The sequence below is a fragment of the Cellulomonas soli genome, assembly GCF_013409305.1.
GTDB lineage: Bacteria > Actinomycetota > Actinomycetes > Actinomycetales > Cellulomonadaceae > Cellulomonas > Cellulomonas soli.
Map to the genome: position 1 here is coordinate 227,883 of NZ_JACBZJ010000001.1, position 20,318 is coordinate 248,200.

The following is a 20,318-nucleotide window of genomic DNA, read 5'->3' on the forward strand; positions in this document are numbered from 1 at the left end:
CGACGGGTGCCGCCGGGAACGGGGTCAGGGCCGGGACAGCACGTGGAGCGCCGGCAGATGGGGAGCCGGCCGACGGCAGCCGTCACAGGCCCACCTGAAGCACGACGGCGCTCGGGAACACGGCGAAGAGCACGGTCACCGGCAGGATGAGGAAGACGACGGGCACCATCATCTGGACCTCCTTGCGCCCACCCGCCTCCATGAGCGCCCGGCGACCCTCCTCGCGGACGTCCTGGGCCTGCGCCCGCAGCACGTCTGCCAACGGGGTGCCGCGCTCGATGGCGACCGAGACCGCCTCGGCGAACCGTGAGAGCGCAGGCAGGCCGGTCCGGTCGGCGAGCCGGTCCAGTGCGAGGGTCAACGGTGCGCCCGCCCGCGTGTCTGCGAGCGTGCGGCCGAGCTCACGGCTCAGCTCGCCGTGCGTCGAGCGCACCACACGTTCCAGCGCCCCTGCCGCACCCTCCCCGGCGCCCACCGCGAGCGCGAGCAGCTCGGCGACCGTCGGCATCTCGGCGAGCATGCGCGCCTCCCGTGCCCGCACCTGCCGGGTGAGCGCCCAGTCGCGCGCCAGCGCGCCGGTCAGCCCGGCGAGCGCCACGAGCACGGCGAGCACCACCGGCGACGACCCCCGTGTCGTGGCCAGCACGAGGGCGAGCCCGAGACCGGCAGCCAGACCGAGCGCTCCCCAGACGACCTGACCCGCACGGAACTGCTCGACCGTCTCGGGCCGACCCGCCCGGACCAGCCGCGCCTTCAGGTCGGCGGCCGGCGAGCCGATCCGTGCGACCAGCCGCACCCCGTCGGCCATCACCGGGGCGATGACCCGTTCGACCGTCGGGAACGGAGACCGGGCCGACGGCGCCCGCAGCAGACCCGACGTCGTCCGGCGCGGGCGCAGGTAGGGCGCCAGCCGCTGGTCGAGGGTGATCCGACGCCCCCGGATGCTCCACACGACGAGCAGCACGCCGCCGCCCGCGAGCAGCCCCACGAGCGCACCCACCGCCGACGGGCTCATCGCAGCACCCGCGGGTCCTCGGGCAGCCGGGCCACCCGGAGCATGACGGCGTACGCGACGACCGTGCACGCCCCGCCCGCGACCAGCACGACGAAGCCCGCGACCGTGTCGTACGCCCGGGCGGCCTCCGGCCGGGTCGCCAGGAGCGCGAGCACGATCCACGGTGCGGCCACCGCGAGCCGGGCGGCGTACACGGTCCAGCTCTGGCGCGCCTCGAGCTCGCCGCGCGTGCGCAGGTCCTCGCGCAGGAAGGTCGACAGCGTCCGCAGCAACCGGCCCAGGTCGGTGCCGCCGACGTCGCGCGTCAGCCGCAGCGCCTCCACGATGCGGTCCGCCACCGGGTCGGCCAGGCGCGCCTTGAGCGCATCGAGGCTCTCCCCGAACCGACCCGTCGCCCGGTAGTCCTCGGCGAACGCCAGGAACGGGACCCGCAGCTCGAGCGGCCCGCGCTCACCGATCTGCGCGACGGCCTCGGGCAGCGAGAGCCCCGCACGGATGCCCGAGCCCAGGTGGTCGACCACCTCGGGCCACAGAGCCCGCAAGCGCGCGAGCCGACGGCGCGCACGCCCTCGCACGAGTGCCCAGGGGCCGGCCGCACCGAACGCCGCGAAGCAGACCGCGATCGCGGCCGTGCGCGTCACCGCGAGCGCGAGCACCAGCACGACCAGGGCGGTCGCGACGCTCGTCAGCACGAGGCCACGCGGGGTGGCGCCCACCATGCCGGCCTGGATGAGGGTGTCCTGCGTGCGCTGCTGCCAGGCGGTCACCCGCCCGCCAGGCCTCGGCGGATCGGCCCAGAACGACCACCACACGCAGGCCAGACCCGCCCCGAGCAGCAGCCCGACGACGACGCCCACGCCTCAGACCCGTCCCTGCAGCAGGCCGGGCAGGTCCACGCCGAGCCGGGCGAACCGCTCGACGTGCGGCGGGTACCCGTCGGCGCGCACGAGGCGCCCGTCGCGGGTCGCGTAGATCTCGGCGGCCTCGACCACGCCCTGCTCGACCCGGCCGGGCACGGCCAGCACCTCACGCAGCCGGCGACGACCCGAGACGTCCACGTCCAGGTGCACCACGAGGTCGACCGCAGAGGCGACCGTCGGCACCACGAAACGGTCCGAGACGTTCTCGCCCGCGAGCAGCGGCAACGTGCACAGCTTGGTGAGCGCCTCGCGGGCCGAGTTCGCGTGCAGCGTGCACATCGCCGGCACGCCGGCGTTGAGGGCGATGAGCAGGTCCAGCGCCTCGGCCTCGCGCACCTCGCCGACCAGCAGCCGGCTCGGGCGCATGCGCAGCGCCTCCTTCACCAGGCGGCGCAGCGGGATCTCGCCCGTGCCCTCCAGGTTCGGCTGGCGGCACTGCATCGCGACCCAGTCGCGGTGCTCGAGACGCAGCTCGAACACCTCTTCGCACGAGATGACCCGCTCACGCGCCGGGATCGCGCCGCCGAGCGCGTTGAGCATCGTCGTCTTGCCCGCCTGCGTCGCCCCCGAGACGAGGATGTTCAGGCCTGCGCGCACCGAGGCGTTGAGGAAGGTTGCGACCGCAGGGGGCATCGAGCCGAGCGCGACGAGGTCGTCGAGCGCCTTGGCCCGCACCACGTACTTGCGGATGTTCACCGACCAGTGCCGCCGCGTGACGTCGGGGATGACGGCGTGCAACCGCTCCCCGCCCGGCAGGCTCGCGTCGACGAACGGGCTGGACAGGTCGAGGCGCCGCCCGGACACCTTGAGCATCCGCTCGACCAGGTCACGCACCTGACCGTCGGTGAGGATCGTGGTCGTCAGCTCCGGCTCACCGCGCCGGGCGACGAAGACCTGCGTCGGGGAGTTGATCCAGATCTCCTCGACCTCCGGGTCGTCGAGATAGCGCTGCAGCGGGCCGAGCCCGGCGACCGCGTCGACGACGGCCTTGTGCACGGCCACCTGGTCGACCAGCGGGGGCACCGCACCGACGACCGAGCGCTCGTCGTAGTCGGCGATCGCGTCCGTGACGAGGGCGACCACGCCGGCCCGGTCCCGTACCGGGTCGACGCCACGGCGACGGATGAGCTCGCGGACCTCGTGCTCGAGGATCGCCACGCCTTCCATGCCACCACCCGCCCCTGCTGCCCGTTCCCGTCCGCGCCGCCCGCGCTCGGGGGCGGTGACGTGGATGTCCGTTTTCTCCCGCTTCGCGCTCGCACACTAGAGCACCGGCCAGGCGCCGACACCCCTGCGTCCACAGACATGACCCGACCGGGTGAACGCCGGGCCGCAGGTCACGACCCGAGGCCTGCGCGCGCACGCGCGACCGGGACTACCGTGGAGATGCAGCCCGGCAGCGTCACCGCACCGGCGACGCCCCCCTGCACGTGGCGAAGAGGGTGTCGCGATGAAGCGCTTCTTCACGATCCTGTGCACGCTCCTTCTCGCAGCGACGGGTGCGCTCGCAGCCACCCCCGCCGAGGCCAGGAACCCGTACTGCGGGATCCGGTGGGGCTCGCTCGAGAAGACCGCGGAAGGAACCGCGAACGGCTCGCTGCTCGGAGTGCGCGCCGGGAGGCACAGCTGCTACGACCGGCTCGTGATCGACGTGGCCGGGGACGTCAGCGGGTACACCGTGGCGTACTACGGCAGCGAGGAGATGGGGATCTTCGACGGCTCGAGCTCGGCCGGTCCCCCGCTGCGCGGTGGTGAGCTGCTCGCGATCCGGGTCGAGCTGGCCACGACGGACGCCGCCGGCAATCCGACGTACGACCCGCGGTGGCACTACACGGACGAGCTGGTGGACGTCTCGAAGTTCCGGACCTTCCGGCAGGTCGCCGGCGGTTCCGGGTACCAGGGGTACGTGATCATGGGCATCGGGGTGCGCGCCCGCCTCCCGTTCCGGGTGTTGACGCTCGACGGTCCGGGTGACGGCTCACGTCTCGTGATCGACGTCGCCCACCGGTGGTGAGGCGTCGCGGACCAGGGGCCGACCAGCGGCCGAGCAGGGGCCGATGACCCGCTCCGCGGTTGCCGCGCGGCAGGGCCGACGTACCGTGAGAGCCGGAGCGTCGGCGCGTCGACGCCCGACCTGCGGACCACGGAGCCGTCCATGACCTCGCACACGACCGAGCGCGATGTCGGCGGGGACCATCTGCACCTCGTGCACGTCCTGGACGCGACGCGGCCGCGGGTCTTCCGCCACCTGGTCGAGCCGGACCTGGTCGCCCGCTGGGTCGGCCCGCACTCGGCGCGCGTGCCGGTCGAGCAGGTCGTGCTCGAACCGTTCCCGGGCGGCCGCTGGGAGTTCGTGGCGGTCGACGTGGCCACCTCGACCGCGTACCCCGTCTCCGCACGTGTCGCCGAGATCGACCCCCCACGGCTGCTGGTCTGCCACGAGCTCGACGCGGACACCGACGACCCGGTGCAGAGCGCCCTGAACCTGCGCATCGAGCTGTTCGAGGACGGCGACGCGCGGACCCGGATCGAGGTCCGGCAGGGCCCGTTCCTCAGCGGCACCACGATGGCCGAGGACAGCGCGGAGGTGTGGGTGCAGTCGCTCGAGAAGCTCGACGCCCTCCTGGAGCAGACGGCCTGAGGCATGGGGTCCCAGATCCGTCCTCGTCGACCCGGGACCCACGGCCAGTACCGTGTGAGCGTGAACACCCCCTTCCCTACCGGCACCCAGCACACGCTCGTGCACGGCACGCACCGCGCGGTCGTGGCCGAGGTCGGCGCCAGCATCCGCACGTACTCCGTCGACGGCCGTGACGTCGTCCTGCCGTTCGAGGAGACCGCCCTGGCCCCGGCGTTCTCGGGCGCCGTCCTGGCGCCGTGGCCGAACCGGTTGCGCGACGGCCTCTACCGCTACGAGGGCACCACCTACGAGGTGCCGCTCACCGAGCACGACCGGCAGACCGCGCTGCACGGCCTGGTGGCGTACGCGCGGTTCACACCGCCGACGGACGCGCCGCCGACCGCCTCGACCGTGACTCTCGAGCACGACCTCGTGCCGACCCCGGGGTATCCCTGGGCCCTGCGCGTGCGGGTCACCTACACGCTGTCGGACGCCGGCCTGCGCGTGCACGTCGCGGCGACCAACCTCTCGCAGGCGACCGCGCCCTACGGCGTCGGTTTCCACCCGTGGCTCTCGCCGGGGGCGGCGAGCGTCGACGAGTGCACGCTGCGCGTCGACGCGCTGCGGCACGTCACGGTCGACGAGCGGCTCCTGCCGACCGGCACGGAGCCCGTCGCGGGCCCGTTCGACCTGCGCGCACCCACCCTGCTGCAGGGCATCGCCCTGGACGACGCGTGGGTCGACGTGACGCGCGACGAGGACGGGCTGTCCTGGATCCAGCTGGCCGCGCCGGACGGTCGGACGGCCGCGCTGTGGTCGGACGCGTCGATGGACACCTGGCAGGTCTGCACCGGCGACGGCATCCCGCGCATCGAGCGCCGGGGCGTGGCGGCCGAGCCGATGTCGTGCATCGCCGACGCGTTCCGGACGGGTGACCGTCTCGTGGACCTCGCACCGGCGACGACGCACGAGGTGACCTGGGGCCTGACCCTGCTCTGATCCCGCTCGCTGCACGAACGACGACGCCCGCGCTCCCCCAGGGGGCGCGGGCGTTCACGTCGCGGTTCGCGGTCAGGAGGGTGCGGACGTCCGGCGGTCAGCCGTAGTACTCGCCGTCCTCCTGGACGCCCTTGGTGTACTCCCAGTGCCAGCGTTCGTAGGGGCCGCTGCCGCCGGGCTTGGCCCAGTCCGGGTTCTCCCACCCGTAGATGGCCGCGTTCTCGTTGAGCCACGTCCACTTCGCGCCGGTCGTCTCGCTGCCGCAGAGGTCGACCGCGAGACCCCACCCGTGGTTGCTCTTGCCGGGCGCCGCGGCGAGGCTGCCCTTGGCCGCCTTGACCGCACGCTGCTCGGCGAGGGTCCGGTAGCCGGAGGACAGGCACATGTCGGCGCCGAACCGGGCGACGAAGGCCTCGTTGAACTCGGCGAGCGAGACGGCCGCGTCGGCGCGCATCTTGGTCTGGCCGTCCCACAGCGTGCACAGGTCGGCGGCGGCCAGCTGACCGTTCGACCCGGCGGCGCGCTGCGAGCCGTCGCAGCCCGGCAGCGCCTCTCGCAGCTCGGCGCGGCTGGCGGTGGTGTCGGTGCGCTCCCCGCCGTCGGCCGACACGAGCGAGGCGGGCGGCAACGAGGACAGGCCCGTGGCCGTCAGGGCGTTGAGCGTGGTGGGCAGGGTCGCGTCGGCGAGGGCGTCGGAACCGTAGGCCTGGCCGCCGAGGATGTCGGAGTGGGTGACCGGCACGACCACCGTGACGCCGACGAGGGCACCGAGGACACCGAGTCGGGCCACGCCCTTGCGGCGCTTCTCGCGCGAGCGGGCAGCGGCACTGACCTCGGCGCGCACCGAGGCTGCGCCGGCCTTGACCGCGCGGGAGGACGGCTGGTGCGCACGACCGGTGCGGCGCGCGGGCTCGTCAGCGGCGATCTCGGCGACCGGGTCGTGCCGGTCGGGCGCGGCGAGGGGGTGAGCGCCGGCGTACGGCGCGGCGGGGGGCATCGCGGCGGCGGGAGGCGTCGCAGCGGTGACGGACGCCTGCTCGTGCACGGCCACGGGTGCCGGGGTCTCGAAGCCCGCGAAGCCGGGCGCACCGGAGGTCCTGACCGGGTCGACCGTGGGGCGGGCGTAGGACGGCACCCGCGCGGTCCGCTGGGCCTGGGCCGACCCGGCGAAGGGTGCCGCCGATGCAGCGAACTGTGCAGCCGGGGCGACGGGCGTCGGTGCCGCCGTGGCCTGCTCGGGCTGTGCGCGCCGCTCCGCCTCACGGCGGCTGCGGCGGGTCGGGGCCGCGGGCTGCACGTCGTGCTGCTGCACCGGCACCTCCGCTCCTCGCCCGGCAGCGGCGCATCCGCTGTCCGTCCGGCATGCGACCCGCAGGTGTCCGCCATGCGAATGCCGCGTGTCACGCCGACCTGAACTGTCACGAAACCATAACGGGTGACGGTCGCGCTTCCAAGCCCCTGAACGTCCGTCCAACGTGCGTTTCGGACATACCTCCCGGGTGAAGCGACGACACGCCGGTCGACACGCCGCGCAGTGCTGTGACCTGCACCACTACCGGGTCGACGTCACATCCGTCCGCCCTGGTCGCAGACCCGCGCGATCACCGCAGCTGGTCGCGCTGCATCGCATCGCGCACCTCACCGACGAGCTCCTCGAGGATGTCCTCGAGGAACACGACCCCGACGGTCTCCCCGTCGACGTCGACGCGCGCCAGGTGCGACCCGGACCGCTGCATCGCGGCGAGCGCGTCCTCGACCTCGTCCTGCGGGGCGACGACCGCCAACGAACGCACGCGCCACACCGGCACCGGCTGGTCCCGCGACTCGTCGTCGGCGTAGAGGACGTCCTTCAGGTGCAGGTAGCCGCTGAAGACCCCGTCGTCGCGCACCGGGAACCGGCTGTACCCGGTCCGCGCGACCAGGCGCTCCAGCTCGGCCGGCGTGACGCCCGCCGGCGCGGGCACCAGGTCCCCGACCGCCACCATCACGTCGGCCGCGGTGCGGTCCGAGAACTCGATCGCACCGGTCAGCAGGCCCTGACGGTCCTCGAGCAGACCCTCCGCCTGCGACCGCTCGACGATCGAGTGCACCTCCTGCGCGGTGAACGCCGAGGACACCTCGTCCTTCGGCTCCACCCCCGCAGCGCGCAACGCGTGGTTGGCGATCCAGTTCAGGCCCGAGATGACCGGCCGGACGGCGCGCGCGACCCACACCAACGGCGGGCCGAACAGCAGGACCGCACGGTCGGGGCCGGCGACGGCGAGGTTCTTCGGCACCATCTCGCCGAGCACCACGTGCAGGTACACCACGACCGCGAGCGCGACGACGAACGCGATCGGGTGCGCGAGGTCCTCGCTGACGCCCAGCGCGTGCAACGGGTCGGAGATGAGGTGCGCGATCGCCGGCTCGGCGACGACACCCAGGCTCGTCGAGCACACGGTCACACCCAGCTGCGCGGCCGCGAGCATGAGCGAGACGTGCTCCATCGCCCACAGCACCGTGCGGGCACGCCGGTCACCGGCAGCCGCCAACGGCTCGATCGAGGACCTGCGGGCCGAGATGATCGCGAACTCCGCACCGACGAAGAACGCGTTCGCGGCCAGCAGGACGACCGCCAGCAGGAGAGCAGCCGTCGCGTTCACGCCCCACCACCCCCGGGCCGGGCCTCACCGGGCAGGTCGGGTCCGTCCGACCCCACCGACGGCGGCTCGTCGTCGCCCGACTCGGCGCGCACACGCAGGCGCTCCACGCGACGTCCCGCCATCTGCTCCACGTGCAGCAGGACCCCGTCGACCAGCACCTCGTCGCCCACCGACGGCACCCGCCCGAGCTCGGACATCACCAGGCCGCCCAGCGTCTCGTAAGGGCCGTCGTCGCTCACGCGCAGACCCGTGACCTCGGTCAGCTCGTCGGGGCGCAGGATGCCCGGCAGCAGCCACGAGCCGTCGGCCCGCCGTGCCGTCCGGGTGCGTCGCCGGTCGTGCTCGTCGGCGACGTCACCGACCAGCTCCTCGACGACGTCCTCGAGCGTCACGACACCGGAGGTGCCGCCGTACTCGTCGACCACGACCGCCATCTGCAGCCCCTGCTCGCGCAGCTCCACGAGCAGCGGACCCAGGCGCACCGTCTCGGGCACCTGGGGGGCGTCGACCATGAGAGCAGCGGCGGGGACCTCGGCCCGGCGTTCGAACGGCACGGAGATCGCACGACGCAGGTGCACCAGACCGACGATGTCGTCGCTGGACTCGCCGATCACCGGGAAGCGCGAGTGCCCGCTCGTGCGCGCCAGCGCCATGACGTCCGCAGCGGAGTCGTCCCGGCGGACCACGACGAGCCGCAGACGGTCGGTCATCACGTCGACCGCCGTGAGCTCGGCGAACTCGATCGAGTTCGTCAGCAACGTCGCCGTGGACGCCTCGAGCGTGCCGACCTCGGCGGAGCGCCGCACCAGCGCGGCCAGCTCCTGCGGCGAACGACCACCCGAGAGCTCCTCGCGCGGCTCGACCCCGACGCGGCGCAGCAGGGCGTTCGCCGAGCCGTTGAGCACCCCGATCACGGGCCGCAGCGCCGCGGTGAACCCTCGTTGGATCGGCGCCACCACGCGCGCGGTGCCCAACGGGCGACTGAGGGCGAAGTTCTTCGGCACGAGCTCGCCGAAGATCATCGAGAAGCCGTTGACCAGGACCACCGTCAGCAGTCCGGCCACCGCGCCGCCGACGGCGCGGCCCAACGCGGACTCCTCGAGCGGCACCCGCAGCAGCCGGGAGACCGCCGGCTGGGTCGTGTAACCCAGCAGGACCGTCGTGACGGTGATGCCGACCTGCGCGCCCGAGAGCTCGGTGGACAGCCCGCGCAGCGCCCGGAGCACCGACTGCCCTCGCTTGTCGCGCGGGTCGGTGTGCTTCTCGACGAGGGCGGGGTCGAGGGTGACGAGGGAGAACTCGCTCGCGACGAAGACGGCCGTGCCCGCGGTCAGCACGACGCCGAGCACGACGAGCAGCCATTCGGTCAGCACGTCGGCACCCCCGTCGGGGTAGCGATGATCAGGACAGTGGAGGAGCCGGCATGGTCGCTGGCGGACGCGTCGGTCCGGGCAGGACGCCGGCAGCTACTTGAGCTGCTCATGGTCGGGCCATCATACGGGGACCGACGCGCCACGCGGTGAGGCGCCCTCAGTCGCACGCGCAGACACCACGCCGGTGCAGGAGCCCCGAGCGGCACCGTGACAGGAGCGTGTGCCACGCTGACCCCATGGCGCTCACCAGCGGGCCGACGCCGGCCTCCTCCACGACGGTGCTGGTCGTCGAGGACGAACCGGCCATCGCCCAGGCACTCGTGCACCGGCTCTCCTCCGAGGGCTGGAAGGTCCACGCGGTCGGCGACGGTCTCAGCGGTGTCGAGGCGGCAGCCCAGCTGCGGCCCGACGTCGTCGTCCTCGACGTCATGCTCCCCGGCATCGACGGCCTCGAGGTCTGCCGCCGCATCCAGGCGGACCGCCCGGTGCCGGTCCTCATGCTCACCGCACGCGACGACGAGACGGACATGCTGGTCGGGCTGGGCGTCGGCGCCGACGACTACATGACCAAGCCGTTCTCGATGCGCGAGCTGGTGGCCCGGACCAAGGCGCTGCTGCGCCGCACCGAACGTGCGGCGCGGGCGGCCGAGCTGGCGGCGGCCGAGATCCCCGACCCGCCGCTCGTGCTCGGCGACGTGGCGATCGACCGCGCCCAGCGGCGCGTCGTGCGCGGCGAGGACGAGGTCCACCTGACACCGACCGAGTTCGACCTGCTCGTCGCCCTCGCCTCCGCGCCCCGGACGGTGCTGACGCGCGAGCGCCTGCTCGCGGAGGTGTGGGACTGGGTCGACGCCAGCGGGACCCGCACGGTCGACTCGCACGTCAAGGCGCTGCGACGCAAGCTCGGCGCCGACCTCATCCGGACCGTGCACGGCGTGGGCTACGCCTTCGAGCCGGACGACGGCACGCAGGGGCCCGACGACCGGTCTGATGGCCAGTCCGACGACCTGGTCGACGACGACGGCACGGACGAGGCGGCCGGACCGGTCGGGTGAGCACGCCGCGGCACATGCGAGCCGAGCGGCGTCCACGGCTGGACGTGCGCCCGCTGGACAGGCTGCGCTCGATCAAGATCAAGCTGGGCGTGCTCGTCGCGATCACCGTGACCCTCGCCGTCCTCGTCACCTGGTTCGGGCTGTACAACCACCTCGGGCCGCGCTGGACCCTGCCCATCGCGGTGGTCGTCTCGTTGGTGGGCACCCAGTTCCTCGCGCGCGGCATGACCTCGCCGCTGCGGGAGATGACCTACGCGGCGCAGGCGATGGCCTCCGGCGACTACAGCCAGCGGGTGCGTGCCACGAGCCGTGACGAGGTCGGGCAGCTCGCCTCGGCCTTCAACACCATGGCCGAGGACCTCGAGCACGCCGACGTCCTGCGACGTGAGCTCGTCGCGAACGTCTCGCACGAGCTGCGCACGCCGGTCACGGCGCTGCAGGCCCAGCTGGAGAACATCGTCGACGGGGTGAGCGAGGCCGACCCGGCGACCATGCAGGCGGCGCTTGCGCAGACCGAGCGGCTCGGCCGCCTCGTGACCTACCTGCTCGACCTGTCCCGGCTCGAGGCCGGCGACGTCGGACTCGAGGTCGTCGACGTCCCCCTGCGCGACTTCCTGCAGGAGGCCGCCGAGGCCGCCACGCTGGTCGGCGCGGCCAAGGGGCTGACCTTCCCCGTCAAGGTGACCCCGCCCGATCTGACGGTTCCGGCGGACGCCGAGCGGCTCCACCAGGTCGTCGCGAACCTGCTGCACAACGCCGTGCGGCACTCCCCGCGGGACGACGAGGTCCGGCTCGAGGCGTCCCGGCACGGGCACTCCGTGCGGATCGACGTCGTCGACCACGGCCCCGGCATCGCGGCCGACCAGCGCCGACGGGTCTTCGAGCGCTTCGTGCGGGGCAACTCCCCGGCGGTCACCGGTCAGGGCTCGACGGGCGGCACGGGTCTCGGCCTCGCGATCGTGCGCTGGGCGGTCGACCTGCACGGCGGCACGATCGAGATCGCCGACTCCCCTGACGGGTGCACGATGCGCGTCACGCTGCCGGCCCGTCGGTCGGCCTGAGACGCTCCGACCTGCGCGGTCACGGACCGGTGCCTAGGCTCGGCGCATGGCATCGACGCCGCAGCCCCCGCCGGCAGGTCTGCGGGGCGGCACCGACGGGACCGTCGTGATCGACCACCTGAGCAAGCGGTTCGGTCCGGTGCGTGCGGTCGACGACCTGTCGTTCTCCGTGGCTCCCGGCCGGGTCACCGGCTTCCTCGGCCCGAACGGTGCGGGCAAGACCACGACCCTGCGCATGCTGCTCGGCCTGGTGCGGCCCACGTCCGGCAGCGCGACGATCGGCGGCCTCGCGTACGGGCAGATCCCCCGACCGGCCAGGACGGTCGGAGCAGCGCTCGAGGCGGCCAGCTTCCATCCCGGCCGCAGCGCGCTCGACCACCTGCGCGTCTACGCCCCGCAGGTCGGCGTCCCGGACGCCCGCGTGCGTGAGGTCCTGCAGCTCGTCGGCCTGGACGCGGTCGCCGACCGCCGGGTCGGCGGGTTCTCGCTCGGCATGCGGCAGCGTCTGGCGCTGGCCGCGACGCTGCTCGGCGACCCGGCCGTCCTGCTGCTCGACGAGCCCGCCAACGGCCTGGACCCCGAGGGCATCCGCTGGTTGCGCGAGCTGCTGCGTGCCCTGGCCGCCCAGGGGCGCACGGTGCTCGTGTCGAGCCACGTGCTCTCGGAGGTCGAGCAGACGGTCGACGACGTGGTGATCATCGCCCGCGGGCGGCTCGTGCACGCCTCCTCGTTGGCCGGCCTGGCGGGCCTGGCCCGACCCCGGGTGCACGTGGTCTCCCCGGACCCGTCCGCTCTCGCCGCCCTCGTCGAGCGAGCCGGGTGGGCGCCGGTCGGCTCGTCGACGTCCGGGCGGCTGGAGCTCGTGGACGTGCGGGCGGCGACCGTGGGTGCGGCCGCGTTCGCGGCGGGCGTCGAGCTGCACGAGCTGTCGGAGGTGGACGTCGGCCTGGAGGGCATCTTCCTCGAGCTGGTCGGCGAGGCCGGGCCGGTGCCGACCGGTGCCGTCGGCGACACCCAGGGTCGTCACCGCGGGGAGGCCCCGCGATGAGGGCTGCCGTGCGCACCGAGTACCGCAAGGTCGTCTCCACGCGCCTGTGGTGGATCCTGCTGATCGCGATGGCCGTGTACATGGCGTTCCTCGCCGGGGTGATGGCGTGGGCGCTGACCGCCGGCTCCACGACGACCACCGGGCCGGACGGTGGCCAGGAGGACCTCGTGCTCAGCGCCGAGGCGGTCGTCCGGACGGTCTACACGATCGCCGTGTCCTTCGGGTACGTGTTCCCGCTGGTCGTCGGCGCGTTGTCGGTCTCGTCGGAGTACCGGCACCAGACGATCACGCCCACCTTCCTCGCCGAGCCCCGCCGCACGGTCGTCCTGCTGGCCAAGCTGGTCGCAGGTGCCGTGCTCGGCGTGCTGTTCGGCGCGGTCGGCACCGCTGCGACCGTGGCTGCCGGTGCCGGGGTGCTCACCGCCCTGGGTGAGCCGACGATGCTGGACCTGGCCTCCACGTGGCGCACGCTCGGCCTGTCGGTCCTCGCGCTGGCCGTGTGGTCGCTGCTCGGTGTCGCTTTCGGGCTGGTGCTCACCAACCAGGTGGCGGTCGTGGTCGTGCTCCTGGCCTTCACGCAGTTCGTCGAGCCCGTGCTGCGCTTCGTGCTGGCCCTCACCTCCTGGGGCGGCGGGGTGGCCGCCTATCTTCCGGGCGCGGCCGGTGAGGCGATCTCCGGCGGCTCGTTCTACGCCGAGACCGGCCTGTCCGAGCTTCTGCCGTGGTGGCAGGGGCTCCTGGTGCTGCTCGGCTACACCGTGGTGCTCGCTGTCGTGGGTCGGGTCACGACCTTCCGCAAGGACGTCACGTGAGCGGTTTCGCACGGGCGCAGGCCAGTGCCCGACCGCCCCTTGACGTGGGGGCTGGCGGCCCGTTGCCCGGGGTTGACCCGCATGCGCGCAGGAGGTGAAGACGGCGTGGAACACGCCGCTGAACGTCGGTCCGGGGCGGGTTTGCACGGCACTCAGGCCGTAGTGTTGTCATCAACAGAAACCGGAGACGAGGCGGTCACGGACCGCAGCGGAAGTGGGCGATCCCAGCGTGACCCAGAAGGCGGAGCCTGACTCGACCCGTGCCGACTTCGGCGCCAACGAGTGGCTGGTGGACGAGCTCTACGACCAGTACCTCCAGGACAAGAACGCCGTCGACCCGGCGTGGTGGGACTTCTTCGAGGGATACCGACCCGAGGACCGTCGCTCCGACGCCGCCTCCGACGGCACCGGCCCCGCCTCGCCCGCCGCACCGACCTCCGAGACGCCACCGCTCGCCGCCGCACCGGTGACCGCACCGACGCCTTCCGCACCCGTGCCCTCGTCCGCAGCACCCGCACCGGCCTCCACGTCCGGCGACGGGACGGACGGCACCCCGCTCGTCTCCCCCGTCGCGACGGCCGCCACCGCCCCGTACGCCGCAGCCGCCATCGCCGAGGTCGTGAAGGACACCGCCGAGGCCGTCGACGACGTGCAGAAGCTGCGCGGCCCGGCCGCACGCGTCGTGATCAACATGGAGGCCTCGCTCGAGGTCCCGACCGCCACCTCCGTGCGCGCGGTGCCGGCCAAGCTCATGGTCGACAACCGGATCGTCGTCAACAACCACCTGGCCCGCAGCCGCGGCGGCAAGATCTCGTTCACGCACCTCATCGGGTTCGCCCTCGTCGAGGCGCTGGCCGACATGCCGGCGATGAACGCCTCGTACACGCAGGTCGACGGCAAGCCCGGCGTGCTGCAGCCCGCGCACGTGAACCTCGGCCTCGCGATCGACCTGGCCAAGCCCGACGGCACCCGCCAGCTGCTGGTCCCCTCGATCAAGAAGGCCGAGACGCTCGACTTCGCCCAGTTCTGGGCCGCCTACGAGGACGTGGTGCGCCGTGCGCGCGGCGGCAAGCTCGGTGTCGACGACTTCGCCGGCACGACGATCTCGCTGACCAACCCCGGCACGATCGGCACGGTGCACTCCGTGCCGCGGCTCATGCAGGGCCAGGGCACCATCATCGGCGTCGGCGCCATGGACTACCCGGCCGAGTTCGCGGGCACCTCCGAGGACCAGCTCAACCGCATGGGCATCTCCAAGGTGCTCACGGTCACCTCGACGTACGACCACCGGATCATCCAGGGCGCGCAGTCGGGCGACTTCCTGCGCATCCTGTCGCTCAAGCTGCTCGGCGAGGACGGGTTCTACGACCGCGTGTTCGCCTCGCTGCGGGTGCCGTACGAGCCCGTGCGGTGGGTGCGCGACGCCTCGACCGACCCGGACGCGGAGGCCATCAAGCCCGCCCGCATCGGCGAACTGATCCACGCCTACAGGTCGCGCGGCCACCTCATGGCCGACACCGACCCCTTGGCCTACCGCCAGCGCAAGCACCCCGACCTCGACGTGCAGAACCACGGCCTGACGCTGTGGGACCTGGACCGCACGTTCCCGACCGGGGGGTTCACCGGCAAGTCCCGGGCGTCCCTGCGCGAGGTGCTCGGCCTGCTGCGTGACTCCTACTGCCGCACGGTCGGCATCGAGTACATGCACCTGCAGGACCCGCGGCAGCGCCGCTGGCTCCAGGAGCGCCTCGAGTCGGGCTACGCGCGCACGCCGCGCGAGGACCAGCTGCGGATCCTGCGCCGGCTCAACGCGGCCGAGGCGTTCGAGACGTTCCTGCAGACCAAGTACGTGGGCCAGAAGCGGTTCTCGCTCGAGGGCGGCGAGTCGGTCATCGCACTGCTCGACGCGATCCTGTCGAAGGCCGCGAACAACGGTCTCGACGAGGTCGGTGTCGGCATGGCCCACCGCGGCCGGCTCAACATCCTGGCCAACATCGCCGGCAAGTCCTACGCGCAGATCTTCAGCGAGTTCGAGGGCAACCAGGACCCGCGCTCCGTGCAGGGCTCGGGCGACGTGAAGTACCACCTGGGGACCGAGGGCACCTTCACCGCCGCCTCGGGTGCGACGACGGCGGTCTACCTGGCCGCCAACCCCTCGCACCTGGAGGCCGTCGACCCGGTGCTCGAGGGCATCGTGCGGGCCAAGCAGGACCGCATCGACCTGGGCGGCGACGGGTTCTCGGTGCTGCCGATCCTCATCCACGGTGACGCGGCCTTCGCCGGTCAGGGCGTGGTCTTCGAGACCCTCAACCTCGCCCAGCTGCGCGGGTACCGCACCGGCGGCACGATCCACGTGATCATCAACAACCAGGTCGGGTTCACCACCGGGCCCTCCTCCTCGCGCTCCTCGCAGTACGCGACGGACGTGGCCAAGGGCCTGCAGATCCCGATCTTCCACGTCAACGGCGACGACCCCGAGGCGTGCGTGCGGGTCGCCGAGCTCGCGTTCGAGTACCGCGAGCAGTTCGACCGCGACGTCATCATCGACATGGTCTGCTACCGCCGCCGGGGCCACAACGAGGGCGACGACCCGTCGATGACGCAGCCGCTCATGTACAACCTCATCGAGGCCAAGCGTTCGGTGCGCAAGCTGTACACCGAGACGCTGGTGGCGCGCGGCGACATCACGATCGACGAGGCCGAGCAGGCGCTGCAGGACTACCAGGCCCAGCTCGAGCGCGTGTTCGCCGAGACCCGCGAGGACGGCTGGACGCCGCCGCCCGCCGAGACGGTCGCCGGACTGGAACGCCCGGAGTCCCAGCTCGAGGACGCGGGTGTCATGGTCGGCTGGAAGACGGCTGTCGACGCCGGCCTCCTGGAGCGGATCGGCCGTGCGCACGTACGTCCGCCCGAGGGGTTCACGGTGCACCCCAAGCTCGCCCAGCTGCTGGCCAGGCGGGAGCAGATGTCGCGCGAGGGCGGCATCGACTGGGGCTACGGCGAGCTGCTGGCGTTCGGCTCCCTGCTCGCCGAGGGCACCCCGGTGCGGCTGGCCGGCCAGGACTCGCGTCGCGGCACGTTCGTGCAGCGGCACGCGGTCATGCACGACCGGGAGACCGGTGCGGAGTGGACCCCGCTGCTGTACCTGTCGGCCGACCAGGCGAAGTTCTGGGTCTACGACTCCTCGCTGAGCGAGTACGCGTGCCTGGGCTTCGAGTACGGCTACTCGGTCGAGCGCCCCGACGCGCTCGTGCTGTGGGAGGCGCAGTTCGGCGACTTCGTCAACGGCGCGCAGACCATCATCGACGAGTTCATCTCGTCCGCGGAGCAGAAGTGGGGGCAGCGGTCCTCCGTGGTCCTGCTGCTCCCCCACGGCTACGAGGGCCAGGGCCCGGACCACTCCTCGGCCCGCATCGAGCGCTTCCTGCAGATGGCCGCCGAGCACAACATGACGATCGCCCAGCCGTCGACCCCGGCCTCGCACTTCCACCTGCTGCGCCGTCAGGCGTACCAGCGGCCCCGTCGTCCGCTCGTGGTGTTCACGCCCAAGTCGATGCTCCGGCTGAAGGCCGCGACCTCGGAGGTGGAGGACTTCACGACGGGCACGTTCCGCCCGGTGATCGGCGACGACGTCGCGGCGACCCGCGCCGACGCGATCGATCGCGTGCTGCTGTGCTCGGGCAAGGTCTACTGGGACCTGCTCGCCCAGCGGGACAAGCGCGGCGACGAGCGGACCGCGATCGTGCGGATCGAGCAGCTCTACCCGCTCGAGGCCGACGCGCTGCGCGAGGCCGTGGCGGCCTTCGGTGACGCCGAGGTCGTCTGGGTGCAGGACGAGCCCGCGAACCAGGGACCGTGGACGTACCTGTCGCTGCACGCCCCGCAGGTGCTGGGCCGTACCGTGCGCGTGGTGTCCCGCCCGGAGTCCGCGTCACCCGCCGCGGGTTCGGCACGCAAGCACCAGGGCGAGCAGGCCGACATCCTCGAGACGGCCTTCGCCCGCTGACCTCGGTCAGCCGACCGGTTGCGGCTCCCGCAGCCGGTCGGCGGGTCGTGCCTGCGCGGGTGCGTGGTCGAGCGCCCGTGCGAGTTCGGGGTCGAGCCCGGGTGCGGGGTCGGGGCAGGCGAACGTGCGCCGGTAGGCCAACGGGCTCGTGCCGAGGGTGCGCGCGAAGTGGTGCCGCAGCACCGCCGCGGTGCCGAACCCGGCGAGCCGGGCGATCTCCTCGACGGGTGCCTCGGTCCGTTCGAGCAGCTCCTGCGCGCGCACGACGCGCTGACGGGTGACCCAGGCGGCCGGGGTCGTCCCGGTCTCGGCGCGGAACCTGCGGGCGAAGGTGCGCTCCGACATCAGCGCCCGCGCCGCGAGCTCGGGCACGCTGAGCTCGGCGTCGATGTGCTCGACCATCCAGGTGAGCAGCGGGGCCAGGGTGTCGGCGTCGCACGGCAGCGGTGTGTCGACGTACTGGGCCTGCCCGCCGTCGCGGTGCGGCGGTACGACCATGCGGCGGGCGACCAGGGCGGCTGCGGCTGCTCCGAGCTCGCGACGCACCAGGTACAGGCTGGCGTCGATGCCGGCTGCGGTGCCCGCACCGGTCACGACCTTGCCGTCGTCGACGTAGAGCACGTCGGCGTCGACCTGCGCGGTGGGCACCTGCCGCTGCAGCGCCTCGGCGTGCATCCAGTGCGTCGTGCACCGCCGTCCGTCGAGGAGCCCTGCCCGACCGAGCGCGAACGCCCCGCTGCACACGGACATCACCCAGGCTCCGCGGGCGTGCGCGTCGCGCAGCGCCTGGAGGACCGCCTCGGGCACCGGCTCGTCGCCGCCGTAGGCCGGGACGGCGACCAGGTCGGCCTCACGGGTGGCCTCGAGACCGTGATCGACGACGACCGAGAAGCCGCCCTTGCTGCGATAGACGCCGGGCTCGGGCGCGCACACCGTGAACTCGAACGTGGGGCCGCCGGTGTCGGCGCGGTCGATCCCGAACACCTCGCACAGGGTGCCGAGCTCGAAGGCGGCGACGTTCGGCAGCACGATGACGGCGACGGACCGGAGCATGCGGCCAGTATGGGCACGGCGGTGGCAGAAGATCAACGAAGAGCGACAGTTCTGCCACTCGTGGCGGATCCTGGCCGGTCGCAGACTTTCTGCCATGACCATCGTCTGGATCGTCCTCGCCACGCTCGCCCTCGTCGGGGTCGTCACCGCGCTCGTCCGCACCGTGCGCACGGACGGCTACGGCACGAGGGTCCCGCCGGACACGTCCTGGCAGTCCCCTCCGCGCGATGCCTACACCCGGTTCCCCGCCGGCCCCTCCCGCCTCGGCTGAGCTGCGCGCCGGGTGCGCACGAGCCCCGCACCAGAGGCTCACGACTGGCCGGGGCGCGTTTCGCCCCCGCGCCGCGTCACCCTGAGACACTGGGTGCGCCACGATCGGCAGGCCCACCACGGCGCCCCGGACGGATCGGGCAGACCGGACGAGACAGGGCGGGGTGGATGCACGTGGGTGAGCTGCGGCTCGCGGTGATCGGTGACGAGCTCGCCGCCGGAGCCGGCGACCCCAAGGCGCTCGGCTGGGTCGGTCGTGTGTGCGCACGGACGTCGGCACCCGACCCGATGACGGTGCTGACGCTGGCGGTGCCCGGCGAGACGACGACCGCGCTCGGCTCGCGCTGGGAGGACGAGGTCGCGCGACGCACCTCCCCCGAGGCCGACAACCGGCTCGTCGTCGCCCTCGGACGCGCCGACATCGCCGCGGGGCTCTCGCTCGCCCGCAGCAGGCTCAACCTCGCGAACATCCTCGACGTCGCCGAGCAACGACGGATGCCCGCGTTCGTGGTCGGCCCTCCCCCCGGGGCGACCGCCGACGCCGACCAGCTCGCCGACCTGTCGGCCGCCTTCGGAGACGTCGCGCTGCGGCGCCGCGTGCCCTACGTCGACATGTACACACCGCTCGCCGCGCACGAGCAGTGGCTCGGCGACCTCGCCGCCGGGGACGGGCTGCACCCGGGCCAGGCCGGGTACGGGCTCATGGCCTGGCTCGTCCTGCACACGGGGTGGCACGCCTGGCTCGGGCTGCCCGACGACACCGTCTGACCCGGGTTCGGCCACCTCGGCGGAGGCCGCACGGAACGGCCCCGGCCCGCGGGGCCGGGGCCGTCGTCAGCGCAGCGTGCCGCGCACCGCGGTGAGCGCCGTGTCGAGCACCGTGCGCACGGTGTCGACCGTCAGCTGGGACAGCTGCCCTGCTGCGTCGGCCCGGCGCAGGTCGGCCCGGACCTCGTCGCGGAAGCGCTGCACCATCGCCTCGGCCTCCATGCGCCGGGCGTGCGCCGCCTGGCGCATCTCGTCGGCCGGGGTCGGTCCGCGCGGCACGGCCGCCGCCCGGGCCTGCTGGGCCGCCGCGGCCAGGTCCGCCCGCAGGCCGCTCATCGAGCCGCGCACGTCCGCGCGCAGGTGCTCGGCCCGGTCGCGGACGGTCTCCGCGATCCCCTCCTCGAGGAACGCCAGGTCGTCGCTGCGCGCAGCGAGCTCCGCCCGCCCGGCGTCGGTCAGGGCGTAGGTCGTCTTGCGCCCCTCCTCGGTGCGCCGGACGAGACCCTCCTCCTCGAGCCGCGCCAGCCGGGGGTAGATCGTGCCGGCACTGGGCCGGTAGGTGCCACCGAACCTGTCCTGCAGCGCGGTGATGAGCTCGTACCCGTGCCGCGGGCCGCCCTCGAGCAGCGAGAGCAGGTACAGCCGCAGCTGTCCGTGCGCGAAGACCTGGGCCATC

At 73.2% G+C, this 20,318-nt stretch carries 18 protein-coding genes; 10 read left to right on the forward strand and 8 right to left on the reverse strand.

The window, feature by feature from the left end; all coding sequences use genetic code 11:
* Positions 1 to 82 precede the first annotated feature (82 nt).
* From BKA22_RS01115 to BKA22_RS01125, 3 genes are read right to left on the reverse strand one after another with little or no spacing between them, the layout of a single operon-like run.
* On the reverse strand, positions 83 to 1,015 hold the full coding sequence (locus BKA22_RS01115) for a type II secretion system F family protein (protein WP_146954799.1): 933 nt from the start codon (positions 1,013 to 1,015) through the stop codon (positions 83 to 85).
* Positions 1,012 to 1,872 (reverse strand): type II secretion system F family protein, encoded by an 861-nt coding sequence (locus BKA22_RS01120; protein WP_146954800.1) that lies wholly within the window; start codon positions 1,870 to 1,872, stop codon positions 1,012 to 1,014. The genes BKA22_RS01115 and BKA22_RS01120 overlap by 4 nt, the downstream gene beginning before the upstream one ends.
* A 3-nt stretch (positions 1,873 to 1,875) precedes the next feature.
* On the reverse strand, positions 1,876 to 3,102 hold the full coding sequence (locus BKA22_RS01125; RefSeq protein WP_146954801.1) for a TadA family conjugal transfer-associated ATPase: 1,227 nt from the start codon (positions 3,100 to 3,102) through the stop codon (positions 1,876 to 1,878).
* A gap of 283 nt (positions 3,103 to 3,385) precedes the next feature.
* Here BKA22_RS01125 and BKA22_RS01130 point away from each other — a divergent pair, with 283 nt between their 5' ends.
* The 3 genes from BKA22_RS01130 to BKA22_RS01140 all read left to right on the forward strand — a co-directional run bounded on the left by BKA22_RS01130 (position 3,386) and on the right by BKA22_RS01140 (position 5,554).
* Positions 3,386 to 3,949, forward strand: coding sequence for an AMIN-like domain-containing (lipo)protein (locus tag BKA22_RS01130; RefSeq protein WP_146954802.1), 564 nt, complete (start codon positions 3,386 to 3,388; stop codon positions 3,947 to 3,949).
* 141 nt (positions 3,950 to 4,090) lie between these two features.
* On the forward strand, positions 4,091 to 4,576 hold the full coding sequence (locus BKA22_RS01135) for an SRPBCC family protein (RefSeq protein ID WP_146954803.1): 486 nt from the start codon (positions 4,091 to 4,093) through the stop codon (positions 4,574 to 4,576).
* A 60-nt stretch (positions 4,577 to 4,636) separates the two neighbouring features.
* Positions 4,637 to 5,554 carry an aldose 1-epimerase family protein gene (locus BKA22_RS01140; protein ID WP_223203761.1) on the forward strand — a complete coding sequence of 306 codons (918 nt, stop codon included), beginning with the start codon at positions 4,637 to 4,639 and terminating at the stop codon, positions 5,552 to 5,554.
* Positions 5,555 to 5,651: 97 nt separating this feature from the next.
* Here BKA22_RS01140 and BKA22_RS20050 read toward each other — a convergent pair whose 3' ends face one another.
* The 3 genes from BKA22_RS20050 to BKA22_RS01155 form a co-directional block, all read right to left on the reverse strand.
* Positions 5,652 to 6,872 (reverse strand): M15 family metallopeptidase, encoded by a 1,221-nt coding sequence (locus tag BKA22_RS20050; protein ID WP_146954805.1) that lies wholly within the window; start codon positions 6,870 to 6,872, stop codon positions 5,652 to 5,654.
* Between the two features lie 283 nt (positions 6,873 to 7,155).
* The gene (locus BKA22_RS01150; RefSeq protein WP_146954806.1) at positions 7,156 to 8,196 is read right to left on the reverse strand and encodes a hemolysin family protein; all 1,041 of its coding nucleotides are present in this window, start codon (positions 8,194 to 8,196) and stop codon (positions 7,156 to 7,158) included.
* Positions 8,193 to 9,569 carry a hemolysin family protein gene (locus tag BKA22_RS01155; protein ID WP_146954807.1) on the reverse strand — a complete coding sequence of 459 codons (1,377 nt, stop codon included), beginning with the start codon at positions 9,567 to 9,569 and terminating at the stop codon, positions 8,193 to 8,195. Before BKA22_RS01155 ends, BKA22_RS01150 begins: the two co-directional genes overlap by 4 nt.
* Before the next feature lie 236 nt (positions 9,570 to 9,805).
* Here BKA22_RS01155 and BKA22_RS01160 point away from each other — a divergent pair, with 236 nt between their 5' ends.
* From BKA22_RS01160 to BKA22_RS01180, 5 genes are all read left to right on the forward strand, one after another.
* Positions 9,806 to 10,624: a response regulator transcription factor gene (locus BKA22_RS01160; protein ID WP_146954808.1), complete on the forward strand. Its 819-nt coding sequence runs from the start codon at positions 9,806 to 9,808 to the stop codon at positions 10,622 to 10,624.
* A gap of 14 nt (positions 10,625 to 10,638) precedes the next feature.
* Entirely contained in the window at positions 10,639 to 11,685 is a 1,047-nt protein-coding gene (locus BKA22_RS01165; protein ID WP_146954836.1) for a HAMP domain-containing sensor histidine kinase, read from the forward strand.
* Between the two features lie 46 nt (positions 11,686 to 11,731).
* Positions 11,732 to 12,733, forward strand: a complete 1,002-nt coding sequence (locus BKA22_RS01170) for an ABC transporter ATP-binding protein (protein WP_146954809.1) — start codon at positions 11,732 to 11,734, stop codon at positions 12,731 to 12,733.
* Positions 12,730 to 13,545 (forward strand): ABC transporter permease, encoded by an 816-nt coding sequence (locus tag BKA22_RS01175; protein WP_146954810.1) that lies wholly within the window; start codon positions 12,730 to 12,732, stop codon positions 13,543 to 13,545. Before BKA22_RS01170 ends, BKA22_RS01175 begins: the two co-directional genes overlap by 4 nt.
* A gap of 229 nt (positions 13,546 to 13,774) precedes the next feature.
* Positions 13,775 to 17,551: a multifunctional oxoglutarate decarboxylase/oxoglutarate dehydrogenase thiamine pyrophosphate-binding subunit/dihydrolipoyllysine-residue succinyltransferase subunit gene (locus BKA22_RS01180; RefSeq protein WP_146954811.1), complete on the forward strand. Its 3,777-nt coding sequence runs from the start codon at positions 13,775 to 13,777 to the stop codon at positions 17,549 to 17,551.
* 6 nt (positions 17,552 to 17,557) lie between these two features.
* Here the strand turns inward: BKA22_RS01180 and BKA22_RS01185 are convergent, their stop codons facing one another.
* Positions 17,558 to 18,604 carry a GlxA family transcriptional regulator gene (locus BKA22_RS01185; RefSeq protein WP_146954812.1) on the reverse strand — a complete coding sequence of 349 codons (1,047 nt, stop codon included), beginning with the start codon at positions 18,602 to 18,604 and terminating at the stop codon, positions 17,558 to 17,560.
* Positions 18,605 to 18,698: 94 nt separating this feature from the next.
* Here BKA22_RS01185 and BKA22_RS01190 point away from each other — a divergent pair, with 94 nt between their 5' ends.
* Both BKA22_RS01190 and BKA22_RS01195 read left to right on the forward strand, forming a co-directional pair.
* Positions 18,699 to 18,875, forward strand: coding sequence for a hypothetical protein (locus tag BKA22_RS01190; RefSeq protein WP_179561587.1), 177 nt, complete (start codon positions 18,699 to 18,701; stop codon positions 18,873 to 18,875).
* 167 nt (positions 18,876 to 19,042) lie between these two features.
* Entirely contained in the window at positions 19,043 to 19,642 is a 600-nt protein-coding gene (locus BKA22_RS01195; protein WP_146954813.1) for a GDSL-type esterase/lipase family protein, read from the forward strand.
* A 66-nt stretch (positions 19,643 to 19,708) separates the two neighbouring features.
* Here BKA22_RS01195 and BKA22_RS01200 read toward each other — a convergent pair whose 3' ends face one another.
* Positions 19,709 to 20,317 carry a PadR family transcriptional regulator gene (locus tag BKA22_RS01200; RefSeq protein WP_146954837.1) on the reverse strand — a complete coding sequence of 203 codons (609 nt, stop codon included), beginning with the start codon at positions 20,315 to 20,317 and terminating at the stop codon, positions 19,709 to 19,711.
* Between the last annotated feature and the right edge of the window lies 1 nt (position 20,318).